General features: G+C 41.9%; 23 protein-coding genes. 13 read left to right on the top strand and 10 right to left on the bottom strand.

Features of this window, described 5'->3' with window-relative positions; all coding sequences use genetic code 11:
• Window positions 1-2,073 (bottom strand): (E)-4-hydroxy-3-methylbut-2-enyl-diphosphate synthase, encoded by a 2,073-nt coding sequence (ispG, locus tag AC1DXF_RS08620; RefSeq protein WP_477447902.1) that lies wholly within the window; start codon window positions 2,071-2,073, stop codon window positions 1-3.
• Window positions 2,074-2,216: 143 nt separating this feature from the next.
• Here ispG and AC1DXF_RS08615 point away from each other — a divergent pair, with 143 nt between their 5' ends.
• Window positions 2,217-2,525, top strand: coding sequence for a hypothetical protein (locus AC1DXF_RS08615; protein WP_477447901.1), 309 nt, complete (start codon window positions 2,217-2,219; stop codon window positions 2,523-2,525).
• Between the two features lie 41 nt (window positions 2,526-2,566).
• Window positions 2,567-3,049, top strand: a complete 483-nt coding sequence (locus AC1DXF_RS08610) for a hypothetical protein (RefSeq protein WP_477447900.1) — start codon at window positions 2,567-2,569, stop codon at window positions 3,047-3,049.
• A 9-nt stretch (window positions 3,050-3,058) separates the two neighbouring features.
• On the opposite strand, the gene AC1DXF_RS08605 is transcribed toward AC1DXF_RS08610, so the two are convergent.
• The 4 genes from AC1DXF_RS08605 to AC1DXF_RS08590 are packed head-to-tail and all read right to left on the bottom strand — an operon-like array spanning window position 3,059 to window position 4,384.
• Window positions 3,059-3,250 carry a DUF2683 family protein gene (locus tag AC1DXF_RS08605; protein ID WP_477447899.1) on the bottom strand — a complete coding sequence of 64 codons (192 nt, stop codon included), beginning with the start codon at window positions 3,248-3,250 and terminating at the stop codon, window positions 3,059-3,061.
• A 6-nt stretch (window positions 3,251-3,256) separates the two neighbouring features.
• Window positions 3,257-3,556 carry a type II toxin-antitoxin system RelE/ParE family toxin gene (locus AC1DXF_RS08600; protein ID WP_090651355.1) on the bottom strand — a complete coding sequence of 100 codons (300 nt, stop codon included), beginning with the start codon at window positions 3,554-3,556 and terminating at the stop codon, window positions 3,257-3,259.
• Window positions 3,544-3,726 (bottom strand): hypothetical protein, encoded by a 183-nt coding sequence (locus AC1DXF_RS08595; RefSeq protein ID WP_477447898.1) that lies wholly within the window; start codon window positions 3,724-3,726, stop codon window positions 3,544-3,546. Before AC1DXF_RS08595 ends, AC1DXF_RS08600 begins: the two co-directional genes overlap by 13 nt.
• Before the next feature lie 46 nt (window positions 3,727-3,772).
• The gene (locus AC1DXF_RS08590) at window positions 3,773-4,384 is read right to left on the bottom strand and encodes an RDD family protein (protein ID WP_477447897.1); all 612 of its coding nucleotides are present in this window, start codon (window positions 4,382-4,384) and stop codon (window positions 3,773-3,775) included.
• 289 nt (window positions 4,385-4,673) lie between these two features.
• On the opposite strand from AC1DXF_RS08590, the gene AC1DXF_RS08585 reads away from it, so the two are divergent.
• The 4 genes from AC1DXF_RS08585 to AC1DXF_RS08570 all read left to right on the top strand — a co-directional run bounded on the left by AC1DXF_RS08585 (window position 4,674) and on the right by AC1DXF_RS08570 (window position 7,384).
• Window positions 4,674-5,240, top strand: coding sequence for a pentapeptide repeat-containing protein (locus AC1DXF_RS08585; protein WP_477447896.1), 567 nt, complete (start codon window positions 4,674-4,676; stop codon window positions 5,238-5,240).
• A 124-nt stretch (window positions 5,241-5,364) separates the two neighbouring features.
• Complete coding sequence (locus tag AC1DXF_RS08580) at window positions 5,365-6,282, top strand: M23 family metallopeptidase (protein WP_477447895.1); 918 nt, start codon at window positions 5,365-5,367, stop codon at window positions 6,280-6,282.
• Complete coding sequence (locus AC1DXF_RS08575; protein WP_477447894.1) at window positions 6,279-7,043, top strand: DUF4846 domain-containing protein; 765 nt, start codon at window positions 6,279-6,281, stop codon at window positions 7,041-7,043. The genes AC1DXF_RS08580 and AC1DXF_RS08575 overlap by 4 nt, the downstream gene beginning before the upstream one ends.
• A gap of 65 nt (window positions 7,044-7,108) precedes the next feature.
• A complete protein-coding gene (locus AC1DXF_RS08570) occupies window positions 7,109-7,384 on the top strand; it encodes a hypothetical protein (RefSeq protein ID WP_477447893.1) in 276 nt (91 codons plus the stop codon).
• 159 nt (window positions 7,385-7,543) lie between these two features.
• Here the strand turns inward: AC1DXF_RS08570 and AC1DXF_RS08565 are convergent, their stop codons facing one another.
• A complete protein-coding gene (locus AC1DXF_RS08565; RefSeq protein ID WP_477447892.1) occupies window positions 7,544-8,563 on the bottom strand; it encodes an aldo/keto reductase in 1,020 nt (339 codons plus the stop codon).
• A 367-nt stretch (window positions 8,564-8,930) separates the two neighbouring features.
• Here AC1DXF_RS08565 and AC1DXF_RS08560 point away from each other — a divergent pair, with 367 nt between their 5' ends.
• Window positions 8,931-9,257: a hypothetical protein gene (locus AC1DXF_RS08560; RefSeq protein ID WP_477447891.1), complete on the top strand. Its 327-nt coding sequence runs from the start codon at window positions 8,931-8,933 to the stop codon at window positions 9,255-9,257.
• A gap of 46 nt (window positions 9,258-9,303) precedes the next feature.
• Window positions 9,304-10,929 (top strand): mechanosensitive ion channel family protein, encoded by a 1,626-nt coding sequence (locus AC1DXF_RS08555; protein WP_477447890.1) that lies wholly within the window; start codon window positions 9,304-9,306, stop codon window positions 10,927-10,929.
• Window positions 10,930-11,113: 184 nt separating this feature from the next.
• Here the strand turns inward: AC1DXF_RS08555 and AC1DXF_RS08550 are convergent, their stop codons facing one another.
• On the bottom strand, window positions 11,114-12,094 hold the full coding sequence (locus AC1DXF_RS08550; RefSeq protein WP_477447889.1) for an acyl-ACP desaturase: 981 nt from the start codon (window positions 12,092-12,094) through the stop codon (window positions 11,114-11,116).
• Window positions 12,095-12,144: 50 nt separating this feature from the next.
• Complete coding sequence (locus AC1DXF_RS08545) at window positions 12,145-13,179, bottom strand: glycoside hydrolase family 5 protein (RefSeq protein WP_477447888.1); 1,035 nt, start codon at window positions 13,177-13,179, stop codon at window positions 12,145-12,147.
• A 168-nt stretch (window positions 13,180-13,347) separates the two neighbouring features.
• Here AC1DXF_RS08545 and AC1DXF_RS08540 point away from each other — a divergent pair, with 168 nt between their 5' ends.
• The 4 genes from AC1DXF_RS08540 (at window position 13,348) to AC1DXF_RS08525 (ending at window position 20,385) form a co-directional block, all read left to right on the top strand.
• A complete protein-coding gene (locus tag AC1DXF_RS08540) occupies window positions 13,348-14,694 on the top strand; it encodes a sensor histidine kinase (protein WP_477447887.1) in 1,347 nt (448 codons plus the stop codon).
• 14 nt (window positions 14,695-14,708) lie between these two features.
• Complete coding sequence (locus AC1DXF_RS08535; RefSeq protein ID WP_477447886.1) at window positions 14,709-16,790, top strand: cellulose biosynthesis cyclic di-GMP-binding regulatory protein BcsB; 2,082 nt, start codon at window positions 14,709-14,711, stop codon at window positions 16,788-16,790.
• Between the two features lie 178 nt (window positions 16,791-16,968).
• A complete protein-coding gene (locus AC1DXF_RS08530; protein ID WP_477447885.1) occupies window positions 16,969-18,813 on the top strand; it encodes a glycosyltransferase in 1,845 nt (614 codons plus the stop codon).
• Window positions 18,814-18,816: 3 nt separating this feature from the next.
• Entirely contained in the window at window positions 18,817-20,385 is a 1,569-nt protein-coding gene (locus tag AC1DXF_RS08525) for a hypothetical protein (protein WP_477447884.1), read from the top strand.
• An 85-nt stretch (window positions 20,386-20,470) separates the two neighbouring features.
• Here AC1DXF_RS08525 and AC1DXF_RS08520 read toward each other — a convergent pair whose 3' ends face one another.
• Together AC1DXF_RS08520 and AC1DXF_RS08515 are read right to left on the bottom strand one after the other, a co-directional pair.
• Window positions 20,471-20,851: a nuclear transport factor 2 family protein gene (locus tag AC1DXF_RS08520; RefSeq protein ID WP_477447883.1), complete on the bottom strand. Its 381-nt coding sequence runs from the start codon at window positions 20,849-20,851 to the stop codon at window positions 20,471-20,473.
• 65 nt (window positions 20,852-20,916) lie between these two features.
• The gene (locus AC1DXF_RS08515) at window positions 20,917-21,753 is read right to left on the bottom strand and encodes a glycine-rich domain-containing protein (RefSeq protein ID WP_477447882.1); all 837 of its coding nucleotides are present in this window, start codon (window positions 21,751-21,753) and stop codon (window positions 20,917-20,919) included.
• A gap of 181 nt (window positions 21,754-21,934) precedes the next feature.
• Between AC1DXF_RS08515 and AC1DXF_RS08510 the strand changes: the two genes are divergently transcribed.
• Window positions 21,935-22,135, top strand: a complete 201-nt coding sequence (locus tag AC1DXF_RS08510; protein WP_477447881.1) for a hypothetical protein — start codon at window positions 21,935-21,937, stop codon at window positions 22,133-22,135.
• The last annotated feature ends 222 nt before the right edge of the window (window positions 22,136-22,357 follow it).

Genomic DNA, 22,357 nt, shown 5'->3' with positions numbered 1-22,357 from the left:
TTATTCCTGCTCAACCCAGTTGCCGTCGTCTTTAATGATGCCTATAAGCTCATCTAAAGCGTTTGCCGCACTGATGTTTTTCTTTACGGCTTCTTTACCACGGTAAAGGGTGATTTTATCTGTGCCCGAACCAACGTAGCCATAATCAGCATCCGCCATTTCGCCAGGACCATTTACAATGCAGCCCATAATACCAATCTTCAAGCCTTTAAGGTGACTTGTGCGGCTGCGGATCATCTGCGTGGTAATCATCAAATCAAACAAGGTACGCCCGCAACTTGGGCAACTGATATATTCTGTTTTAGAAATTCTTGACCGCGTAGCCTGCAAAATACCAAAAGCGGTTGAAGTGATCACCTTGGTATCGACTTCAGGCGCATCAATCCAAATGCCATCGCCAAAGCCATCAACTAATAAAGCGCCAAGGTCGGTGGCGGCGTAGAGCTGCAGTTTAGACGTGAGATTTGAGATATGAGATGTGAGTTCTGCTTCACTTCCGGACTTTCCGACTTCCGGACTTTCGGACTCAAATGCATAACTCATTTTCACTATAACCGGCACATCCAAACCCAGTTCTTCCATTTTGAAGAAGAAGCTGCGTTGATCGGCCATACCATGCAGTGCGTTGGTTTCTAAAACAAACACCAGTGAGTTATCAAACGGTAATGAGCCAAACTCTTCCGAATCAATATCTTCCGGAAACAGCGTCACCAGGTTTAATGCTGATGTTTTGTTGGTGGCCCCGATATATTCTTTCAGTGTAAATAATGGATGGCAAAGGGTTTTATCAGCCAGTTTTAACCAGGTTTGGTAGTTATAAAGCTGTTTTAAATTGCCTGGTAGGTTAAACGAAGGTAACTCATCAGCCAGGTAAACAAAATCAACCGATTGCTCGGCCATATTATATTTATCCAGCAAGGGCGAGTAGATATAACCGGCATCCGCCATAATACCCGGATCTTTCAGATTCTTTTTTGACAGATCAAGCACCACCCTTGGCACCATATGGCCGCCAATAAAAGCATTAGCCTCGTAGGTATCTCGTTTCTTATACTCATATGGATTATGCGTTTGAGGCGAAAGGTGAAAGGCGAAAGGTGAAAGGTTCTTATCTGTGATAATCTCCGTGCCTTTTGCCTTTAACCTTTCGCCTTTAACCTTTTCCCTCAAAGAGTATCGTTTCACCAATTCAATAGCTACCGGTGCTTCGGCCTCGGGTTCTTCGGTTAATGATACGCGAACGGTATCGCCAAGCCCGTCTTCCAGTAAAGTGCCAATACCTACGGCTGATTTAATGCGGCCATCTTCGCCGTCGCCGGCTTCGGTTACGCCAAGGTGCAGGGGATAGTTCATACCTTCGGCAACCATGGTCTCTACCAGCAGGCGGTAGGCTTGCACCATTACCTGCGGATTGCTGGATTTCATGCTGATCACCAGGTTATAGTAATTCAGCGTTTCGCACATGCGCATAAATTCCATGGCCGATTCCACCATGCCCTGCGGGGTATCGCCATAACGGCTCATGATCCTGTCGCTTAAGCTACCGTGATTGGTGCCAATGCGCATGGCGGTGCCATATTCTTTGCAAATGTTTACCAGCGGCGCAAATTTTTGGTAAATGCGTTCCAGTTCGCCCTGGTACTCCAGGTCGGTATAATCAATCTGGTCGAATTTTTTTTTATCGGCATAGTTGCCGGGGTTTACGCGTACTTTTTCAACAATACGTGCGGCAACCTCGGCAGCATTTGGCGTAAAGTGGATATCGGCCACCAGGGGTACATTATACCCACGGGCGCGAAGTTGTTTTTTTATCTCGGCCAGGTTTTTGGCTTCCTTAATGCTGGGTGCGGTAATGCGCACGTACTCGCAGCCGGCATCAACCATGCGGATAGATTGCTCAACCGTACCCATGGTATCCATGGTATCGGTAGTGGTCATGCTTTGTATACGAATAGGGTTATTGCCGCCCATGGGTACATCGCCAATATTTACCTCGCGGGTAACAAAACGCGAATATTGGGTTAACGAATTACAATAACGGCCTTGCAGCAATTTAACAGCATCAGTATTCATGCAGCGGATAATTAATAAGCTGCAAATTTAACGATTATGTTGAGGAATAAGTTGTTTGGATGTAAATGATAAATTAATGGTGGATTAAGTTATGGTGAGGATAAAATTTATACTTTAGGGGTGAACAACCTTTAAGTATCACAATGAAAAATATACTGTTATTGGGTTTGATGATGTGTTTTTTGCCGTGCTGCCGGACTAAACGTTCACCATCCATCGCAGAGTCATTTAAACAAGCATTTGAGGGTGCATGGGTAAAAAGCGAATATATTGATGAAGTAGCGACTACAAAATCTCCGTATTTGTCGCAACGCAAATCAAACGGATTTACAGCTTTAACAGTTGATCCTGATTTGATTAATGATAGCAGTGCCGTAGTTAAGGCAATGGGCATAATTTTACTTTCAGATGGATTTTTAAACAAGGCCTTAAACCTACGTCATTTAAAATAGCTGACCCAAATGATTACATTCATTCTTCAAATTTTAATGAATTGGGATATGAAATTTCAGCGGGCGATACCAGCATGGTTTTGTATAACTATGATAAAGACAACACATTATTGGGCAGTACAAAATATACCAAAGTGTTAAACAAACCGCTAAAAAATGATCTTGTACCTCTTTTACAATATGCTATAAACAAAAAGTTGTTTGCCGGCACTTATTCATTTTCGGATATCAACGGGAAAACATTAAAGGCTACGTTTACAAATGATGGAAAAGTGATAGGGCTGCCTGATTTTAAAACATACTATGTTAGTACCGATTTCGGCCCTGAAAGTGACCGAGATCAACTATTTTTTGATATTCAGCCCGATAAGTTCTTCTACGATTTAGAGCCTAAGGATCAAAAGCGATACCTTTTTAAACTTGCAGGAGACACCTTGAATATTTTTAATATCAGCCCAAAGAGAGACGAAACGGGTGGATTAAATTTTGGAAGCTTAAAATATAGTTTGGTGAAGGTGAGGTAGCTTACTTTATTAAAACAGCTTGTCAACATCTACACTGACACCTTTTCCTGCTTTTAAGTCTGCTTCACCTTGTAAAATCATGTTTACAAATTGAGAATCGTAAGTGCTTTCTTCTTCAAAAGGGATGTTAAATGCCTTCATCAAACCTTTTAACGCATTATACTTTTCTTTATTATCAGGATAAATAATCAAAGTGGTCATTAGGTTTTAAATTTCTATATCCAATAATCTTGAGCCGTGCACAATTCTAATAATATTGATGTTCTTTTCATCAACAATTTGATATATGATCCGATATTTGTTTAGTAGCAACTCCCGCACAGATCTGTTATTGATTTCCCGGACAAATTTTCCCGACATCGGGTAATGATAGAGTTGATCGATTTTATCAAATATCTTATTAATGAAGCGTCTCGCTATATATTCAGAGTCTTGAGAGATATAAGTTTCAATATCTAAAAGATCGGCGTAAGCCGATTCAGTAATTGTAATATTTACTGGCTCCACTTATCGATAAACTTTTTTTTAACTTCTTTATAATCCAATACTTTACCCTCAGCAACATCTTGCAATCCCTTCTCAACTTTTTCGACAAACAATAGTCTTTCAATCAGTTTTTCAGTATCAAACTCTTCATCAAACGAATCAAGGGTTTCAATAACAGTGGTCTTTTTCATCTGATTTAATTATATAAGCTAATATACAAAATAATTAATTACCCCCCTAAAACAACCTCTCCTTAATCACCAGCGTACCCGCCATCATATCATGTAAACATTGCTGTTTCTTGTTAAAAAAGGCCAGCAGGTAGCCGATAAAAAAAGTAAGTACAGAGAATATTTTGCACAGGTTACGGGCTACAGCTTTGCCAAAAGTAATGCGGTCGCCATTCATATCAACCACTTTTATTTTGAGCATCAGTTTTCCGTAGGTGGCCTGTTTGGCCGAACTTTCCATCACCATGTGGTAAATAATTTTGGCAAAGGGCACACAAGCCGATAAGCCAAAGCTGGCTGTCATACGCGTTTCTTTATCCCGCAATACCAACAGTACTACCACAAAGATAACGATCACAAATGCGCCGAAAACTATAAACCAATCCAAAAACGAAGCCAGCAAACGCTGGTCGAAACTACCAAAATACTGCATCAGCAACGCCGGCTTTTTAAAACCAAAAAGTTCGCGCAGTTCGGCAATTTCCTGGGCTTCCTTGTAATCGGGCATTTCGGGCGTCTTTACAAAGTCGGCAGGTTTTATTTTTCGGGCTTTTAGCTCATCAATACTGAAAGGCCCTTCGGGCTTGCCATTGATTACTAAAATATAGTTTGGATGCATGTGCAGGAGCTTTTCTGTTAAGAATACTTTTGGTGCGAAAAGTTACAACTTTAGTATCAAGTCGCAAGTATCGAGTATCAAGTACTTTGCATGTTGTTTAGAATTTTACTCTTCTCGATCTAAAAAAATCTTGATAACTGATGCTAAATACATGCTACTTTTTCCACCAAGTAAATTGTCTTTTATTTAAGATTTTGCGCTCGGATATCCAAAAAAATCTTGATACTTGATACTTGCGACTTGATACTTCTCAAGATACTTGATACTTGCGACTTGATACTATTCTACCATGCATTACGAGGACGAAACATTTACCAAAGCCCCTGCCGCGCAGCTTACCGGGCGCAACCATACGTACGAAAATTGTAAATTCATCAGTTGCGATTTGTCGCATGCCAACCTGTATGGTTTGATTTTTATCGACTGTGTATTTGATGGCTGCAACCTGGCGCTGGCCGACGCAACCGACACCGGTTTCCAGAACATCCGGTTTAAAGATTGCAAACTAAGCGGACTAAACTTTGGCAAAGCCCGCGACTTTCTGTTCGAAGTTTACTTTGAGAACTGCATTTTAGATAACGCCATCTTTTACAAAAAGAAAAACAAAAAAGGCCGGTTTACTGATTGCTCCATGACCGAGACCGACCTCACCGAAGCAGATTTAACCGAGGCTAAATTCATCAACTGTAACCTTAACCGCGCGTTTTTCAGCCGTACGATATTGAAGGGGGCCGATCTGCGCAGCTCCTATAACTACACCATCGACCCGGATGATAATATGATTAAAAAAGCCATGTTCTCGCTCCATGGTCTGCCTGGCCTGCTGGACAAATACGATATTAAAATTGAGGGATAATATTCTGGCTGATATTTAGTTATATGTATTCCTTGAGATAAACCTTATGCGAAAAATTGTACTGCTTGTTGGATTACTTTTGGATTGTTGTTGCGGTTTTGCGCAGACACATGATACAACTGCATTGAGATACAAATTAACCAGTTGCTACACACACGAAATGGATACGATGGCATATCCTTCGTTGGTGCTTGCCCCCGCAAGGAAACGCAAAACTGTGACCCGAAACCCATGGAACCTCCAAACGGTTCCGTTTAATGTTTTGGAAGTCAAAAATTACGATCCTTACCCAGTTATACCAGTACAGGAGGAACAATATGGCCAAAGGATGGATACTATTCCTGTTTTTCAGAATTTCGATAAACTGAACACCAAAGTTTTGCAAGGCGGCGTAAAAAAAGGGGAAGTTCAAAAAGCTATAAAACAGTTAAGGCACCATATTACACAATGGCTTCTTTTGCGCAGCCAGATAGATGAGCTAAATGACACATGGATATTTCCATTAAGAGGATACAATTACCATGCTATTGGAGGCAATGGCGATGGCTATTCAGATAAAGGCTACCATTACCTTGATGGCAACAAACACGGTGCACATCCTGCACATGATATATTTATAAATGATAAAAACCAGGATTGCATTGACGACCACTCTCGTAAACCGGTAGATGTACTTGCTATAGATCATGGTATTGTGATTGCTTGCAGTGATACATGGGAGACTAACAGCGATCTTCGTGGTGGGAAATATATCTGGATCTATCACTTTGTTTATGGCTATCATAAGCTCGGAAGCAAGTTAAAAGATGATTTTTCAACCGCTGGAGTAATTACCTATTACGCACATAACAATAAAATTTTTGTGTCCCCTGGACAAGAAGTTAAACCCGGCCAAAAAATAGCTGAGGTTGGGCGTAGCGGTTACAATGCTTATAAAAAACGCTCTCCAACACATTTGCACTTTTCGGCGTTCCGATTGGTTGATGATATCCCAGTGCCCTTTAACCCTTATCAGCAATTAAAAAAAGCTAAAACATTATGAAGGCGATTTTGATACTCATGATACTGGGTTTGATGACCAGCTCCGTAAAAACCGACAATGTTATCACCCGTTTTAGGCCCCCTACTGGTTATAAACAAAGTGCCGTAGCGCCCGGTAGCTTCAGTGCCTGGCTACAGAACGTACCGCTGAAACCTAATGGATCGCAATGCCTCACCTACCAGGGTAAGGTGGCCCGTACGGAGGGTTATACCGCTGGCATAGTTGATTTGAGTGTTGGCAAGCACGACCTGCAGCAATGTGCCGATGCTGTAATGCGCCTGCGCGGCGAGTACCTGTACAGCCAGAAGAAGTATGATGACATATCCTTTAACTTTACCAGTGGTTTCCGCTGCGATTTTGTGCATTATGCCAATGGTTACCGTTACAGTAATGATCATTGGATACTTAAAGCCAAAAAAGATTATGGTTACGATAACTTTATGCGGTACATGACCCTGGTATTTAGCTATGCCGGCACCCTATCGCTACAAAAAGAATTGAAAACCGTAAGCAATCCATCAACCTTAAAAACCGGCGATGTGTTTATTAAAGGCGGTTCGCCGGGGCATTGTTTTATAGTGATGAATGTGGTAGAAGATGCGGCCCATCATAAAAAATTCCTGCTGGCGCAAAGCTACATGCCTGCCCAAAGCATCCAACTGCTCCAATACCAGGAAAATCCCTGGTTTACCCTTGATGAACCAGCCTACATCCTTTATGGCGAACTGGTAAGACCCGCATACTTAAAACGTTTTGAGTGATCCTGGTCATTTTTTAAACTATACCCTGCTTGTACATTTGCATGTATAGTTAACCAATAATGATCATGAGAGAGTTTTTTATAAACGGCCTGCACGTTTTTGTTATCGTAGTTATAGGTGGCTTCGTCATTTTGGGCAACATGGCATTATCAGGTAAATTCGATCATTGGGATTCGCGTTTTATCAAAAAAGCCCAACATATGTTCAATCGCTTAAGGCGTTACTTTGACCGGAAACACTCCAGGCAACAAATTATTAAACAGGATGAAAATATCAGCGCCCGCCGTGAACACCATGCACATCACGAAACGCATACAAATGATAACGAAATCATTAAGTAACTCCGGACGGTATCATAATGCCACTACGTTATGGGATTACGAACAATTTAAATATTGAACACTGAATGTCCAATATCGAATAATGAAGGAAAAACTTCGATGTTGGACATTCAAAATTCATTATCCGATATTATTTGGCCATCTGTTTTAATTAACTTACTACCTTTTCTCCACCCTGTCATAAAACCCACCAAAGCTGTTATTTTTAACTGCCTCTTCGTTAAAAAAATCGCCGGGGAAACCTAACTCAATGGCGCTGGCGTCACTGAGACGTTTCATCTGGTCGGCGCTTAAGGTAACCTCAACGGTTTTTAAATTATCCAGCAGCTGATCTACCTTGGTAGCCCCTACAATTGGGATACACGAAAAATATTGCTGGCGGGTCCAGTTAAGGGCAACGTGGCTTTCAGATACACCCAGTTCGGCGGCAACCTCCATTACTACTTTGGTAATCTTTTCGGCACGGGCATTCAGCCGGTTGCTTTCGGGTTTTATGCGGCCTTTATCGCCTTTTAAATATTTACCTGTAAGCGCACCTCCTGCAAGCGGCGCCCAGGGTGTAACCGTCATCCCAAAATGTTTGGCCATCGGTATCAGCTCGCGCTCGGCTGTCCGGGCAAGCAGGCTGTACTCAACCTGTAAAGCTATAAACTGGCTCCAGCCCATGAGTTCGGCAAGGGTATTGCCTTTGGCTACTACCCAGGCAGGCGTATCGCTGATCGCGGCATAGGTAATTTTACCTTGTTTTATCAGGTCGTCCATGGCGCGGAGTACCTCGTCAATAGGGGTAATATTATCCCAGATGTGCAGATATAATACATCAATAAAATCAGTTTTCAGGCGTTTCAGGCTTTCCTCTACGCTGCGCATCATATTTTTGCGGTTATTACCCGATGCATTGGGGTTGGTTACATTATCCTTTAGCGTATACTTTGTTGCCAGTACAAAATAGTCACGGTCATGATTGCTCATATAATCGCCTATGATCTTTTCGCTGGTGCCCAGCTTGTAAACATTGGCAGTATCCCAAAAATTGCCCCCTGCATTAGCGTAGGCATCCATAATGGCAAAACTGGTTGCCGCATCGGCACCCCAGCCACCTTCGGTGCCAAAACCCATAGTGCCCAGGCACAGTTCAGAAACTTTAAGGCCCGAGCGGCCAAGTAATTTGTAGTTCATAGGGAGATTTTTAAATATAAAGTAATGCCATTGCGAGGTACGAAGCAATCGCGAACTATGCAGATCCGCCCTGAAAAGTTCGCGATTGCCACGCTGCGCTCGCAATGACATAATTTTAAGTCGCTGATTATCAATATTATTTTTTAATGTAGAGACGCAATATTTTGCATCTCCCGCATGCAAATCCAACCTTGCAAATCCGCTTGTCTGGCGGGAGACGCAAAATATTGCGTCTCTACAAGAATCCAGGCTGTAGCTATGTCATTACTGTTTTTTCCGGCCCAGGCTGGTGGTTACTCGCAATGACATAAAGAACGAAACAATAACAAAGGTGCTTTGTAATATTAAACAATACAAATGTATTACTATGAAAATTATAACACTCCATACCCCAATTCATATTCACGAGTTATTTAACATACTGCAGCATAAGCTTAACCAGCTTTTTCATGAGCGCAGGCAAAGTGCTATTAACTTTACCATCAGCGGGCATAATGATGTTATTGAAATAAGTCAGCCCGATTTGTACGAAGGGGTTTTGTTTAAGCTGGAAATAGTTGATCACGAACTACATATTACCCGTAACGAGCATTATGTAGACGATGTAAATTCCCTCACGGTAGAATCGATCCTGAACGACCTGTTTGCCGATGTGGCGGGCAAGCACGGTACCGACCTTGTGCAGGAAGGCTAAGCAAAAATTTGAAATATAATTTTTAGCTTTAACAGAAAAACTACCTATGCGTAATACCTGGTACCTGTTGATCTGTTTTTTATTAGCATCGGTCAACCTAAACGCGCAAGCGCCTGTTAAAGGCAAAGCCCCCGCCCTTGCTCCTTTGCAGGGCGAGCCGGTTATCATTAAACGTGATACCCTGTTTAAATTTTATACCGGCCAGGGCTTGTTTGAAGTGCAGGAACGTGCGGCCATAGTTACCAAACGGATAGAAGCGCTTGTAAACCGGATAGATTTTAACCCCGATTCGCTTACATTAAAAAACGACAGCACGCTATCGGTTATCTATTACAACTCGCAAATTGTAATGGCGGTAAACAATAAAGATGCTACCTATTCTGAACTTAACCGGCCTCAGCTTGCCACCAGCTATTTACTCATCCTTAAACAAAAACTGGGCAATTACTTTACCAACAACAACAGCCAGCAGGTTGTGGTTAATATATTGGAAGCCATAGCGGTTATTATATTGCTGATAGTGTTGATCTGGGCGCTCTTTAAAGCATCGCGATGGTTAAAACTGAAGCTTTTGAGGGCCTGGGAGGCCCGGATGGACAAACTGGCGTCGCAGGGGGCGCCCGTGGTTTATGCCCATCGCGTGCTGCCTATTGTTACCGGCCTGCTGAGGATAGTAAGAATAGTTATTATTATTGTGCTGGTTTACCTGGCGCTGCCGGTATTGTTTTTTATTTTCCCGTCATCAAAACCTATTTCGGTACAGTTGCTTGGATATGTAGTAACGCCATTTAAGGGCATATTGCTGGCCATAGTACGTTATATTCCTAATCTGCTTACCATCGCGGTTATTTACGTGGTAACCCGCTACATTGTTAAGCTGGTAAAATTTATCGCGAACGAAATAGCCCTTGGCAATTTTACCATCAATGGTTTTTATGCCGAGTGGGCCATGCCTACCTATAACATTATCAGGGTGCTGCTTTTCGCGTTCATGTTTGTGGTGATATTCCCTTATTTACCGGGTTCCGATTCCAAAATTTTCCAGGGGGTTACTGTTTTTCTGGGTGTACTATTTTCGCTGGGATCGTCATCGGCAATTTCAAATATGGTGGCAGGTATTGTACTTACCTATATGCGTCCCTATAAAATTGGCGACCGCATAAAAGTAGGCGAAGTTATGGGCGATGTGGTAGAAAAAAACTTATTGGTAACCCGCCTGCGCACCATCAAAAACGAGGATATTACCATACCCAATGCCACCATATTGAGCGGCCATACCATTAACTATACTACCGTAGCCAATACCATGGGCCTGATATTGAACACCACAGTTACCATTGGTTACGATGTGCCCTGGCAAACGGTACATCATCTTTTAATCAGCGCAGCCGAAGCCACCGAAGGCATCATGGCCGATAAAAAACCTTTTGTCCTACAAACCGAATTAAACGATTTTAACGTGAGCTATCAGCTGAATGCATACACAGCCTTGTCGAACCAAATGGCTGCCATCTATTCGCGGTTACACCAAAACATACAGGATAAGTTTAACGAAGCTGGGGTCGAGATCATGTCGCCGCATTATACATCGTTGCGGGATGGCAACCATATCCAAATTCCGGATGGATATGTGGCCGAAGGGTATGTTAAACCGGGGTTTAAGGTGGGGTAGAAGTATTAACGCAAAAAAAAGTGTCGATAGAGCGAGCCGTGGGGAGATTTCTCTTTCGCGCCCTACTTTTTGCCCCTGCTCTATCGTATGGCATTCGGTCATCGCTGGTGGTAGAAGATCTCGGATAATCCCCAAACAAAAAAAGACGCATGTAATGCGTCTCTACAAAAATTATTTGGTAAGCTTAGCCGTTTATCCAGCTAAACTTGTATTCCAGCATAGGGTTTTTCATCCTGTCGGCAACGCGCAGCAGGCGGGTGGGCAGCCCCATGATATAGTCGCGGGCTTTTTCGCCGCTTTCATTAAGGTCGGTAACACTTTCAATGTGCCAGTCTTCAATTAGTTCCTTCAGGATATCTACATAATCAATAGCGGTATAAATCCCCAGGCGCTGGGCAGCATCGGTAAAATGGCCAAAAGTTTGGCCTATTTTTAAACCTACTTCGCGCAGGAAGTGGGCCGGCATTACAATTTTTTTACGCATCATATCCTCAAAGGCTATCATGGCTTCGTTCGGGTCAACCTCAAATATCTTTTCGATAAAGTATTTGTAAGCTTTGGCGTGCCGGGCCTCATCGCCTGCAATTACACCGCACATTTTTGATAGCAGGGTATCGCCATCTTTTTTAGCCTGCGATGCCACACGCCGGTGCGATACATTAGTTGCCAGTTCCTGAAAAGATGTATATATAAAGTTGCGGTACGGATCATGACCGGTACCCAGGTCGAACCCATCGGCAATAAGGTATTGGGTAGATACCTCCATCATGCGCATGTTAACCCGGCCTGAAAGGTAAAGATATTTATTAAGCAAATCGCCGTGGCGGTTTTCTTCGGCAGTCCAATGGCGGGTCCATTTCATCCAGCCGCCGTCTTCGTTTCTTGATACACCTTCAACCATGGTTAACCATGATTCGTAGGTTGGCAGCGCTTCCTCGGTAATGGTATCGCCTACCAATACAGCAATAAGATCATAGCTTAATCCCTGCGCGCTTTCCTGTAGTTCCTTAATTTCGTTGAAGAAGGTATCTCTTGAAGAATCGGGCAAAAAATCTGATGGCTGCCATATGGTATCAACAGGTTTTAAAAAATCATACATCTTTTCGAGCATGAATTTTTCAATGTGGCTCATTACTTCCCTGCGTTTTTCTACAAAAAATTCCATAACAAATTATTAGTGTTCAAAGGTAACATTTAAACCCCAATAAAGTTACATCATTTTAAGGCATTATAACCTATTGCGTCTTGCATACACGCAGGTAAATTGTCCATCGAAGGCTTACCCGCGAATATTGAAAACGAGCTGTTATAATCCCAAAGCATCCCCGGAATGTCCAGTCTTTTTAATGCGGCCCTTACGGCCTTAATGTACCTGCAGCGGCTGTCCAGATCAGTATATTGGTTGTATACGCCATATTCGCCGCAAATTATGGGCACATCATATTTATTTGCCCAGTTTTTTACAATCTGCAACTTATCATTTACCGATTGTTCATTACCATCGCGTTTATACATTTCGTAGTTACTTTCGCCCGGCGTGCCTTTTGCTATGGGATTAAGGGCTGGAAAATTTTCCGCACTATAAGGAAATGGCACCCCGGTTGTGGCAACCTGGCTGCCCACCCAGCTGGCGCCCTGGTGGGTAAAAAAGAAAGGTTCGTAAAAGTGGAAGGTGTATATGATGTTATCATCCGCAAGCCGCACAAAGCGGCTTAATTCATATATGCTATTGTAATTGCTGGCGCCAATTATTAGCGTACGTGTTTTATCAATTTTACGCAGGGCGGTTACTACGTTATATGCCACATCTTTCCACACATCGGGGTTCATATGGGGCGGCTCATTATATAATTCAAAAAACAACTCATCCGGGCTGATATGTTTATATCTTTTGGCCAGTTTTGTCCACAAATCGATTATTTTAAGGGTTTCGGCACGGCCGTTTGTATCATTTAAATTGCCATAATGGTAATCCAATACCAATTTAAATCCGTACCTATGGCTTTGCTTAACCACTTTATCAATGTATTCCAATATTTCGGCAGCCGGCACTCCTGCCGATTCAAAGTATGTAAAAGCTACGGGAAGCCTGATACTCTTAAACCCTAATCTTTTTAATAATTCAAAATCGGTATCTTTTATAGCGCCCTGGCCCAATGGCATTTTGTTCCATGTTTGCTCGAGCCATGAAAAGCTAATGCCATTATTGAGGCTGGCGGCCCGTTTAAAGGTCAGTATGCGTGCCTGCATATTTTTTGGACTGCTTTTTGCAACCGGGCAAGTTGTTGTTATGAATAATAATATTAACAAACAGTTTAATAACTGCGTATAAAACATAATTTTGTTTTTCACGATAACACGTTTAACCCGATTAACTTAAAGCCTTTATTTTTGATCATAATTCCAAGATAACGAATAATGTTTGTTCAAATTACAAAAGAAGAATTAATAAAAGAGACATCAAAAAAAGCATGGTTCCAAACCAATAATATTGTTTGGATGATCATATTTCTTTACCCGCTTTTTAGCATAGTCGATTTTATTTACACACCCGATATCTGGATACAGTTTTTCATTGTAAGGATAATTACCTGCCTTATAATTTATGCTTTGTACACGTACATTCAATACAAAAAATACGACTATCGCATATTGCTACATGTTAGCATGTTACTGTTATCGGTAACATCGGCACTGCTTTGTAATATAGTAGGTGTATCCAATTTAAATATATACTACTCGCTTTTTGCTACGCTGGTACTGTTTTTTAACCTGCAGGTTTTTTGGGAGCCTATAAATTCAATCATCCAGTTTTTGCTGGCCATTTTGTTGCTTGCCGTGTTTTTTAACATGCAGCACGAGTACAACCTGGATATTGTAATAAACGGGGGCGGCCAGCTTTTTTTTATTATATCGGCCATTTCATGTATTGTGCCTAATACCCGCTTTAAGATAATGAAGCGTGATGTGCGTTCGGCAATACTTATCGAAAAATCGAACGAGCAACTAAAGGAACAAAATACATCTATCAACGAAAAAAACAACCTTATTGATTTGCAGTATGCGGAACTGCGCAAACTGGATGAGCAAAAAAACAGCTTCATTAATATTGCGGGGCACGATTTAAAAAACCTGATTGGTTCTATCACCATGAGCAACAACATGATCAGGGAAGAGGATTACCGTTTAAGCAACGATCAAAAAGAATATGTGGGCTACATAGCCGAATCGGCCGAAAAAATGCAGTATATGCTTAATAAGCTGATGGATGTTAAGGAGATTGAATCGCCGGAGATAAAATTCAACACAGAAATTTTTGATATTAATGTTGAAGTAATGCATGTTTTTAAAGGCCTGTATGATACCGCGCAAATGAAAAACATCCATTTGGTTGATAACATATTGAAACTACCCCTTAACGTAAAACTTGATAAGGTATTTGCCGGGCAGGTGTTCCAAAACCTGTTATCAAACGCCATTAAGTTTTCGCAAACCAATAATACCATCAAAGTTGTAACCAGCCTGCAGCGCCAACGCTTTGTTTTTGAAATTATTGACGAAGGTATTGCCATAGGACAAGGCGAATTGGATATGATGTTTAATAAATTGAAAACATTAAATGATACATCGGGCGTAACCGAAAGCCGTTTGGGGCTTGGCCTTTCCATAGCCAAATTAATGACCCAGGAAATGGGCGGCGATTTATCATACCGCAGCGATGAAAACGGCAATTATTTCCGGGTAGAGTTTTACGTTATAAGTTAATTATTTACAATCAGATGAATAAATTTTTTTCCCTCTTAGCCTTTCTATTTGTTATTAGTACAGCCTCGAAAGCACAGCAACTTATAACTTTTAAAGCGCTGGGGCACGATGATGATATGATATATGGCATGAGCGGTGCCAATTCATTTTATTTTAAAATTACGCCGCTTACCGAAATGAACGGAAGCAAGGTGGTTTTATTTTTTGAACCTTCGCAGGCCCTGCTCAAAGATCACTCGTACATTAACGTCGTTATAAACAATAAGCCCGTTTATAGCGGACGCATGACTAAGGATTCTATCCAAAAAATAGCGCTTACCTTAACCAGGGCCGATTTATCAAACGATAAATTCCTTAAGATCCAGATTAAAACCCTGCTAACTATCACTGACGATGAGTGCCGCGACCTGGATAACCCGGGCATGTGGTTAAAAATTAAAAATTACTCATACCTGTCGCTCAGGCGCAGCAATAAAGGTTTTTTTGATAACGTAAACATCAGTAATTGCTTCGATTCAAAAAAGGCTATAGTTTATCCGGCAAACCCTACCCTTGCTGATCTTAAAGCGGTTGCATGGGCCTACTCCAGGTTAAAAAAGACACAAACCAGGGACATTATGGTTTATGATGAAGCCCATATGCCCGATACTTTACGGAACTACATTAAAGTTGGCTTGATTGGCAAGTTGAATGCCGACGCACGCCAACTGATAAAAGTAACCCCGCAAAACGACCAGGGTTTATTTTACCTGCATAAATCAATGAGCCTGGTTACAGATACCAACACCCGCCTGGTTGATGTTAAAGGTGTACTTACAGCTGTAAAAACCGCTACGCAGGAAATGCAGCCAAAAGAGATTTTATTTGTAACCGGCGGCGGCGATGACGGCTACGAAAAAGCCATTACCGCCCTGGGTAACATGAACATCTTAAATTCGACCTTTGGCGACTACCTCCTGATAGAAAAAGCACAAAACACCTTTTCAAAAACCATTGACGAAAACCGCTCAAAACTATCATTGAAGCAGGTTGGCGGCGTAAGCGATTTTTTAGCGGGCATAGGATCGTTAAAAAGCGCCTATTCGTTTAAAAACAGCGATTTTAGCTTTACGCCAAAAGAAGTGGAGATCCGTTTTGTAGCCAACTACAGCGCTTTAAGTGTAGGCGACCGCGGTTTCTTTAACATATACCTTAACGGCTTATTGATTAGCAGCGAAAAATTGGATGGTACCGGCAAATTAAACACCGCCATTACCATTAACCGTTATCAACACCATAAATACAATACGCTGGAAGCCGAATTCAGGTTTTACCCAACTGCCGGGCACTGTAAGGATAGCTTTACCAACTTTTTTGCCGAAGTGGATGTTGACAAATCATACCTGGAATCAAAAAATCCTTTTATAACCAGCGACCTGAGCTTTTACCAATATCCCGAGGCATTTAATACCGGTACAACACGCATCATTATATCCAAAGAGTATGCAAAATACGCCGCAGGCGCTTTGGGCGAAATTATTTATGAACTAAACAACAACATTAACGCCAACAACTTCCCGGAGTTTGATTACTCAACCGATTTTCCGTCAAACGACCTTAAAAAATATAACATCATTGCCCTGTTATCCAAAAATGACAAGTTGCTGAAAGAATTTCAAGATGCGCCAATCCAGTTTGAGAGAGATTTCAGGTTATACAAAACTGACGATAACACTACCGTTTACTCCCTATCTGATACGGTATCAAATGGGCTTGCACAGATATTTTACGGCCGCAGCAACAACGCTACACTGGTACTTACCGCAACCGGCACCCATATTGCCGAAGCTTTCCTGGCTACGTCAAAATCAATTACCGAGCAGCTTTCAACCCTGTCAAGCAACGTATGTATATCTGATGTAAACTCCAACAAATACCTGTTCAATATCAATAAATCGAGCGCAAACCTGGAGTATATAGATACAAAAAGCGGTTTAACCCGTTTTTGGGATACCTATAACCTGTACATTTTATTAGGTATACTTATACTGATATTACTATCGTTCCTGTACGTTCGTTCAAGGGTACAAAAATCACAGGATTTGTTTAATGATTAATTTTTTAAGCATCAAGTATTTAGTATCAAGTATCAAGATAGCTGCAACGGCGGCTTCCAGGTAGTTGATGCTGAGCACCAACTACCTGGTTTAACGGGCCTTAGTATAAATATTTTTAAACCGGTACCACTTACTTGATACTTGATACTAACTACTTGATACTAATCTTACATATATAATGAGTATTTCAATTCCTGAACTTTTGGTTAATGACGGGTTTATAACACCAGGCAGTCAGGAAAAAATTAAAAGTTTTTCAGAAAGATCGGGAATGGCCTACGTTAAAATAGCGCTTAACTTTGGTTACATTTCCCGCAAAAACTATGAACGCTCATTAAGTAACGCCGGCTATCATTTTGCGCAGATAAGGGAAGAAGCTTTTGATACCGAAGTATTAAAAAAAGTTGAGCTTAAATTTATCAATGATCACCTTGCCTTGCCACTCCGGATTGAGAACAACCGCGTGGTTACCCTCATGGCCGACCCTACCGACCAGCTTTTTATTGATTTTATCAGGTTTACCTATGATATGGAACCCGATATTATTATTGCTTATGATTTGGATATCACCTGGCTTAGCCACAAATTATTAGGCGAAAAATACGTTAAGGCATCGGTATATGAATTAATGAGGCGCGACCCTAAAAGTTCGGCCTCCACCACTTTTACCACCCCGCAACTGGCATTCCTGTTTATATTGCTGGGTATTATAGCGGCCGGGATGGTTTTAAATTTTAAAAACACATCCATCGCCATCAATGTGGTTATCAGTATGTTTTTCCTGGTGGCCATTACCTTCAAACTATTCCTGGCGCTGGTAGGCTCGCGGTTTGAGTTGCACCAGGCCGTAACAAAAGATGAGGTGCGCGATGTTGTTAATGCCGACCTGCCCCTATACACTGTACTATTGCCGGTGTACAAAGAGGATAAGCTTATCAAAAAACTCATCTGGAACCTGCAAAGCCTTGACTATCCCCGCGAAATGCTGGATATAAAACTGCTGATTGAGGAAGATGATGATAAAACGTTAAAGGCTGTTCAAAACCTTGATTTCCCGGCTGTATTTGAGGTAATTGTAGTGCCTTTTCACATGCCCAAAACCAAGCCCAAGGCTTGTAATTACGGCCTGCATTTTTCGAGAGGTAAATTTTTAACTATTTACGATGCCGAAGATATCCCCGATACCGATCAGCTTAAAAAAGTAGTTACCCTGTTTGCCAAGCTTCCCGAACATTACATTTGCATCCAAAGCGCGCTCAACTACTTTAACCGTAACGAGAACTTTCTTACCCGGATGTTTACACTGGAATATTCGTATTGGTTTGATTATATGCTGCCCGGTTTAGATACCCTGGATATACCCATCCCCCTGGGCGGTACCAGCAACCACTTTAAAATGGATGCCCTTATTGAGTTGGGCGCCTGGGACCCTTTTAACGTAACCGAAGATGCCGACCTTGGCGTACGCGCTTATGCCAAAGGCTATAAAATTGCCATTATCAATTCAACCACTTACGAAGAGGCCAATAACGAACCTATTAACTGGATAAGGCAACGCTCCCGGTGGATAAAGGGTTATATGCAAACCTACCTGGTGCACATGCGCAATCCGGCCGAGTTAATCAGGAAGATTGGTTTCAAAGGCTTTTTGGGCTTTAATTTTTTTATCGGCGCCACATCGGCCACGTTTTTGGTTTACCCCTTATTGCTGGCCATATTTATCTGCTACCTGGTTTTCGATTTTTCAACCATCCGTACGCTTTTTCCCGATTGGGTTTTATTTATGGCTATATTTAATTTGATGGTAGGCAACATCCTGATGATATATGTAAACATGATGGCCGTATTTAAACGCCGGTATTTTGAATTGATATTGTTTGCCCTTGCCAACCCTGTTTACTGGTTAATGCACTCGGCAGCAGCATATATGGGCTTATACCAGCTGATAACAAATCCGTTTTATTGGGAAAAAACCAATCATGGTTTAAGCAAAGTTAAAAATCCTACAAATGTTGTTAAGTAAAAAATGAGGATCTCTAAAAGTCAATACCTGTTTATAATAACCGCAGTGCTTGCCGTTTATTACCTTGCTGTGGGCATTTACATGAACCATTTGGGCTATTATAACCAGGAGAGTATTTTTTATATCGAAAAAACCAAGATCATTTTTGAGGGCCTTGGCAACCGTATTAAAGTAATGGGGCTTACATCGCCGCTATTACCTTTTTATTGTTCCATCATATTTAGTTCCATCAGCACTTTCCTGGCCCCGGTAATAGCATCCGCGCTGGGTACGGCCGCTTTATTTTACATCCTTGCATCCACATTGCGTACCCGCATACCAAACGACGACTTTTATTTTTACCTGTTCATCGCCTTGTTTTTTTTACACCCCGGTTTGTTGTATGTGGCTACATCGGGCAAGGCCATTTACCTGGTGCTTATCAGTTTTTTCCTCTTCTTTTTTAACCTGTTAAAGTTTTACCGGTCAAATACAACCTTCCACGTTTCATTGTCCAGTATAGCACTGGTAACCCTTATTTTTTGCGATTATAAGTTTGTATGGCTTTGCCTGTTCTTTATCCCGCTGGTATTGGCCATCACTTTGCAAAGCTTAAACCTGGGCGAAAAGGAATCCATCTTCCGCCTGTTTTTAAGCTTTAACAGCCCATCATTGCGCCGTAAACTGGTAAGCAAAACCTTTGCTATTTATATCATCATGTTTATTTTGCCCATAGCATCTATCATTTGTTATAAACTGCTCAATTTAACGCATGCCAGCGATCTTAATTACTTTATCGAAAGCCCGTACGCCACCTGGAATGTATTGGTTGACAAGCTGAATTATGATATTACCACAGCCGCAACCAATTACCAGCTGCCCGAACTTTCGGTACTGGTATCGGTAAGGGTTATTTATTTTTGCCCGCTCATTTTGGTGGCTATATACCTTTTCCGCGAAAGTACTTACCAGGCTTTAACCATTTTAAGCCCTTTCGCCTTTATCGAGTTTTTACATATCAAATACGATAAACTATATATTACGTATGAGTATTACCTCATTTTCCTGGTGCTATCATTGCTTTGCCTCATTTTTAAAGCGCTGGTAGTTAAAAATCAAAAGGTGTTTAAAATAATTGTATCGGTTGCTGTACTCGCCCAGCTTTATACAGGTTACGCTTTCCTGAAGGGATCATTCATTCACGATGAAAAAGCGTTTATCACTACACTCACCAGCGGTGAGCATAATGTGGACCAGGCCGAAATTATGGACATGGCGGGGTATATCAACAGCTTGCCCAAAAACGCGCATGTACTTATGGATGATGCCGTAGCCTACCCGGTTGCAGCGTTTACAAACGATATCAGAAAATTGACCCTGCCCTACCAGGACCTGTTTTTAAGCGCTATAGAAACGCCCTACCGGTATGATGATTATATCCTGATTGCTACAGCCAAAAATCCGTTTACCGGTTATACCCAGCTCAACAATAAATATATCCCGGCCATACGTATTGTAAACAGCGGCATTAACTACCGGCGTGTGCACGAAAGCAACAACTGGATACTGTACAAAATCATCTCCATGCAATAAAACCGAACTATTAACTATTGACTGACTTATATTAACTAAGACCTGCCCCTTGCGGGGCCGGTCTTTTATGTTTACAGCCAATAAATCACATAGCAGCATCCGGTACGGGCTTACCCATCACAAACCAGGCTTTGGTAATTTTATCACCGGCTACCTCATAAATACAAAGCGCGTCAATATGTCCCGGCCCGTCGGGGAAGGTGCGGGATACCAGCTCAAAATCCACAACTTTATTATAGAGTACTGTGCGGCTAATTAGTTTACCAAACAAATCCGGTTCTCTGAACCTTACCAGGTGCCTTTCGCGGATGGCTGCAGCGCCGCTTGCCAGTAGTGTATCCGGAAATTCATAATACAAGGCATCGTCGGCCCAACAAGTCATAAACAAATCGATATCTTTTGCATTATAGGCATCAAGCTGTTTTTTTACCACTTGTTCCATAGCGGTTTGGGTTGTGTTTTCCATGAGCGATTATATATATGGCGGCTAATATAGATGTTATGTATTGGACAATGTATGTAGCAAGCTTATTAGTCGCCCCCGCCGCCGCAACCACTACAACCCGATGATGAACAGCCCGAACAGCCGCTACCACAACCGCTATGCCCACTACAACCATGGCTGCCTCCATGATCGCTATGGCTTGAGTGACCCGAATGCCCGGTATTGTTATCCCCATCCGCATCGCCGCCGCAACCGCTATCGCCGTCTTTTTTGCGTTTATTGTTATCATAACTGTCATCATCTCCGCCTTTGTAAACGGCCACAACCACCAGGCCAATAACCCCGACTATTAAACCTAAAGCAATAGTAGTTTCTGATGCCTGTATAAACAGGCCGACCGCCACTATCAGCATCAGCAATATGGCTACCTGGCCCATGTTGCGGGGTTTGGGCACAAGCCAATACCTGCCCACATTTACCCGCCTGAAGTTGATATCTGTAAAGCGGGTTTTATTATTGTGCCAGATATCTGCCGGGGGCATAGTGCCGAAAGTTTGGATATACAGCTGGTTTGTATGCGTGTAATAACCGTCGAATTTAATGGCTTCGGCTTTGCCGCCTTTGGTTGGGTTATGATGTATTTGCTGCCCCAGGGTATCGCGGCATAAATCGTTCCAATACGATTGGGTGAAGGTTAAATGCAGGTGCCAGGCCTGGTCTACCGGGTCAGACGGAGTCACGCCGCCGGGCGTGATACAACACAGGAAGATAAATTTTTTATATTCTTCAATCACGCGCAGGGCATAGGCGGGCGGCCAGCCGTTTTCGCGCGCAAGCCGGCCCGAAAATTTGAAATCGACACCGGGATTATCTAAACTAAAGTTTTGAATATTTTGCCATAGTGGTTCTTGTGCGGGTATCATGATGGTACAGGTTATCTGGCTTAAATGTAGTTAAACGGCGGCAGAAGAAAAAGCGGGAAACAGCTTCTTCCATTTTATAAAAATGTATTAGATCAGATAAAATCATTAAATTTGTTAGAACAGAATTGTTATTGGCATACCCAACGGGGTAAACAATGACGTTTTCTTAAAAAGATGCGAAATGGAAACAGTTATTATAGAACTGACTAATCAAAAAGCTTATAAAATTTTGAAAGATCTTGAAGAACTTAATATCATTAAAGTGATAAAAAAACCTTCAACACTTTCGTCATTACGAAAAAAAATACAAACCAAAATGAGTAATGAAGAAATTGACGAGCAACTCCATAATCTTCGGGACGAATGCCAAAGACCTATCTGATTGATAACTCCGCGATAATCAAGTATTTTAATGGCTCATTACCAGAAAATGACCATGACTTCCTAAAAGTTAACGTTAAAATATATTAATCCCAATAAAGTTGTTTAACACTGATTTTTGGCAATGTACCCGCATAGCGTGAAGGATTGCAATGAATACCGGCCCGGCAGTGGGCAGCAGGGCAGGCCGCGCCTAATGCCTTGCAGGCGTATAAATGGAAAG

Source organism: Mucilaginibacter sp. P2_A5 (assembly GCF_056404995.1).
Note: the sequence above shows the minus strand (reverse complement) of the source record. Positions and strands in the feature narration are given on the sequence as shown.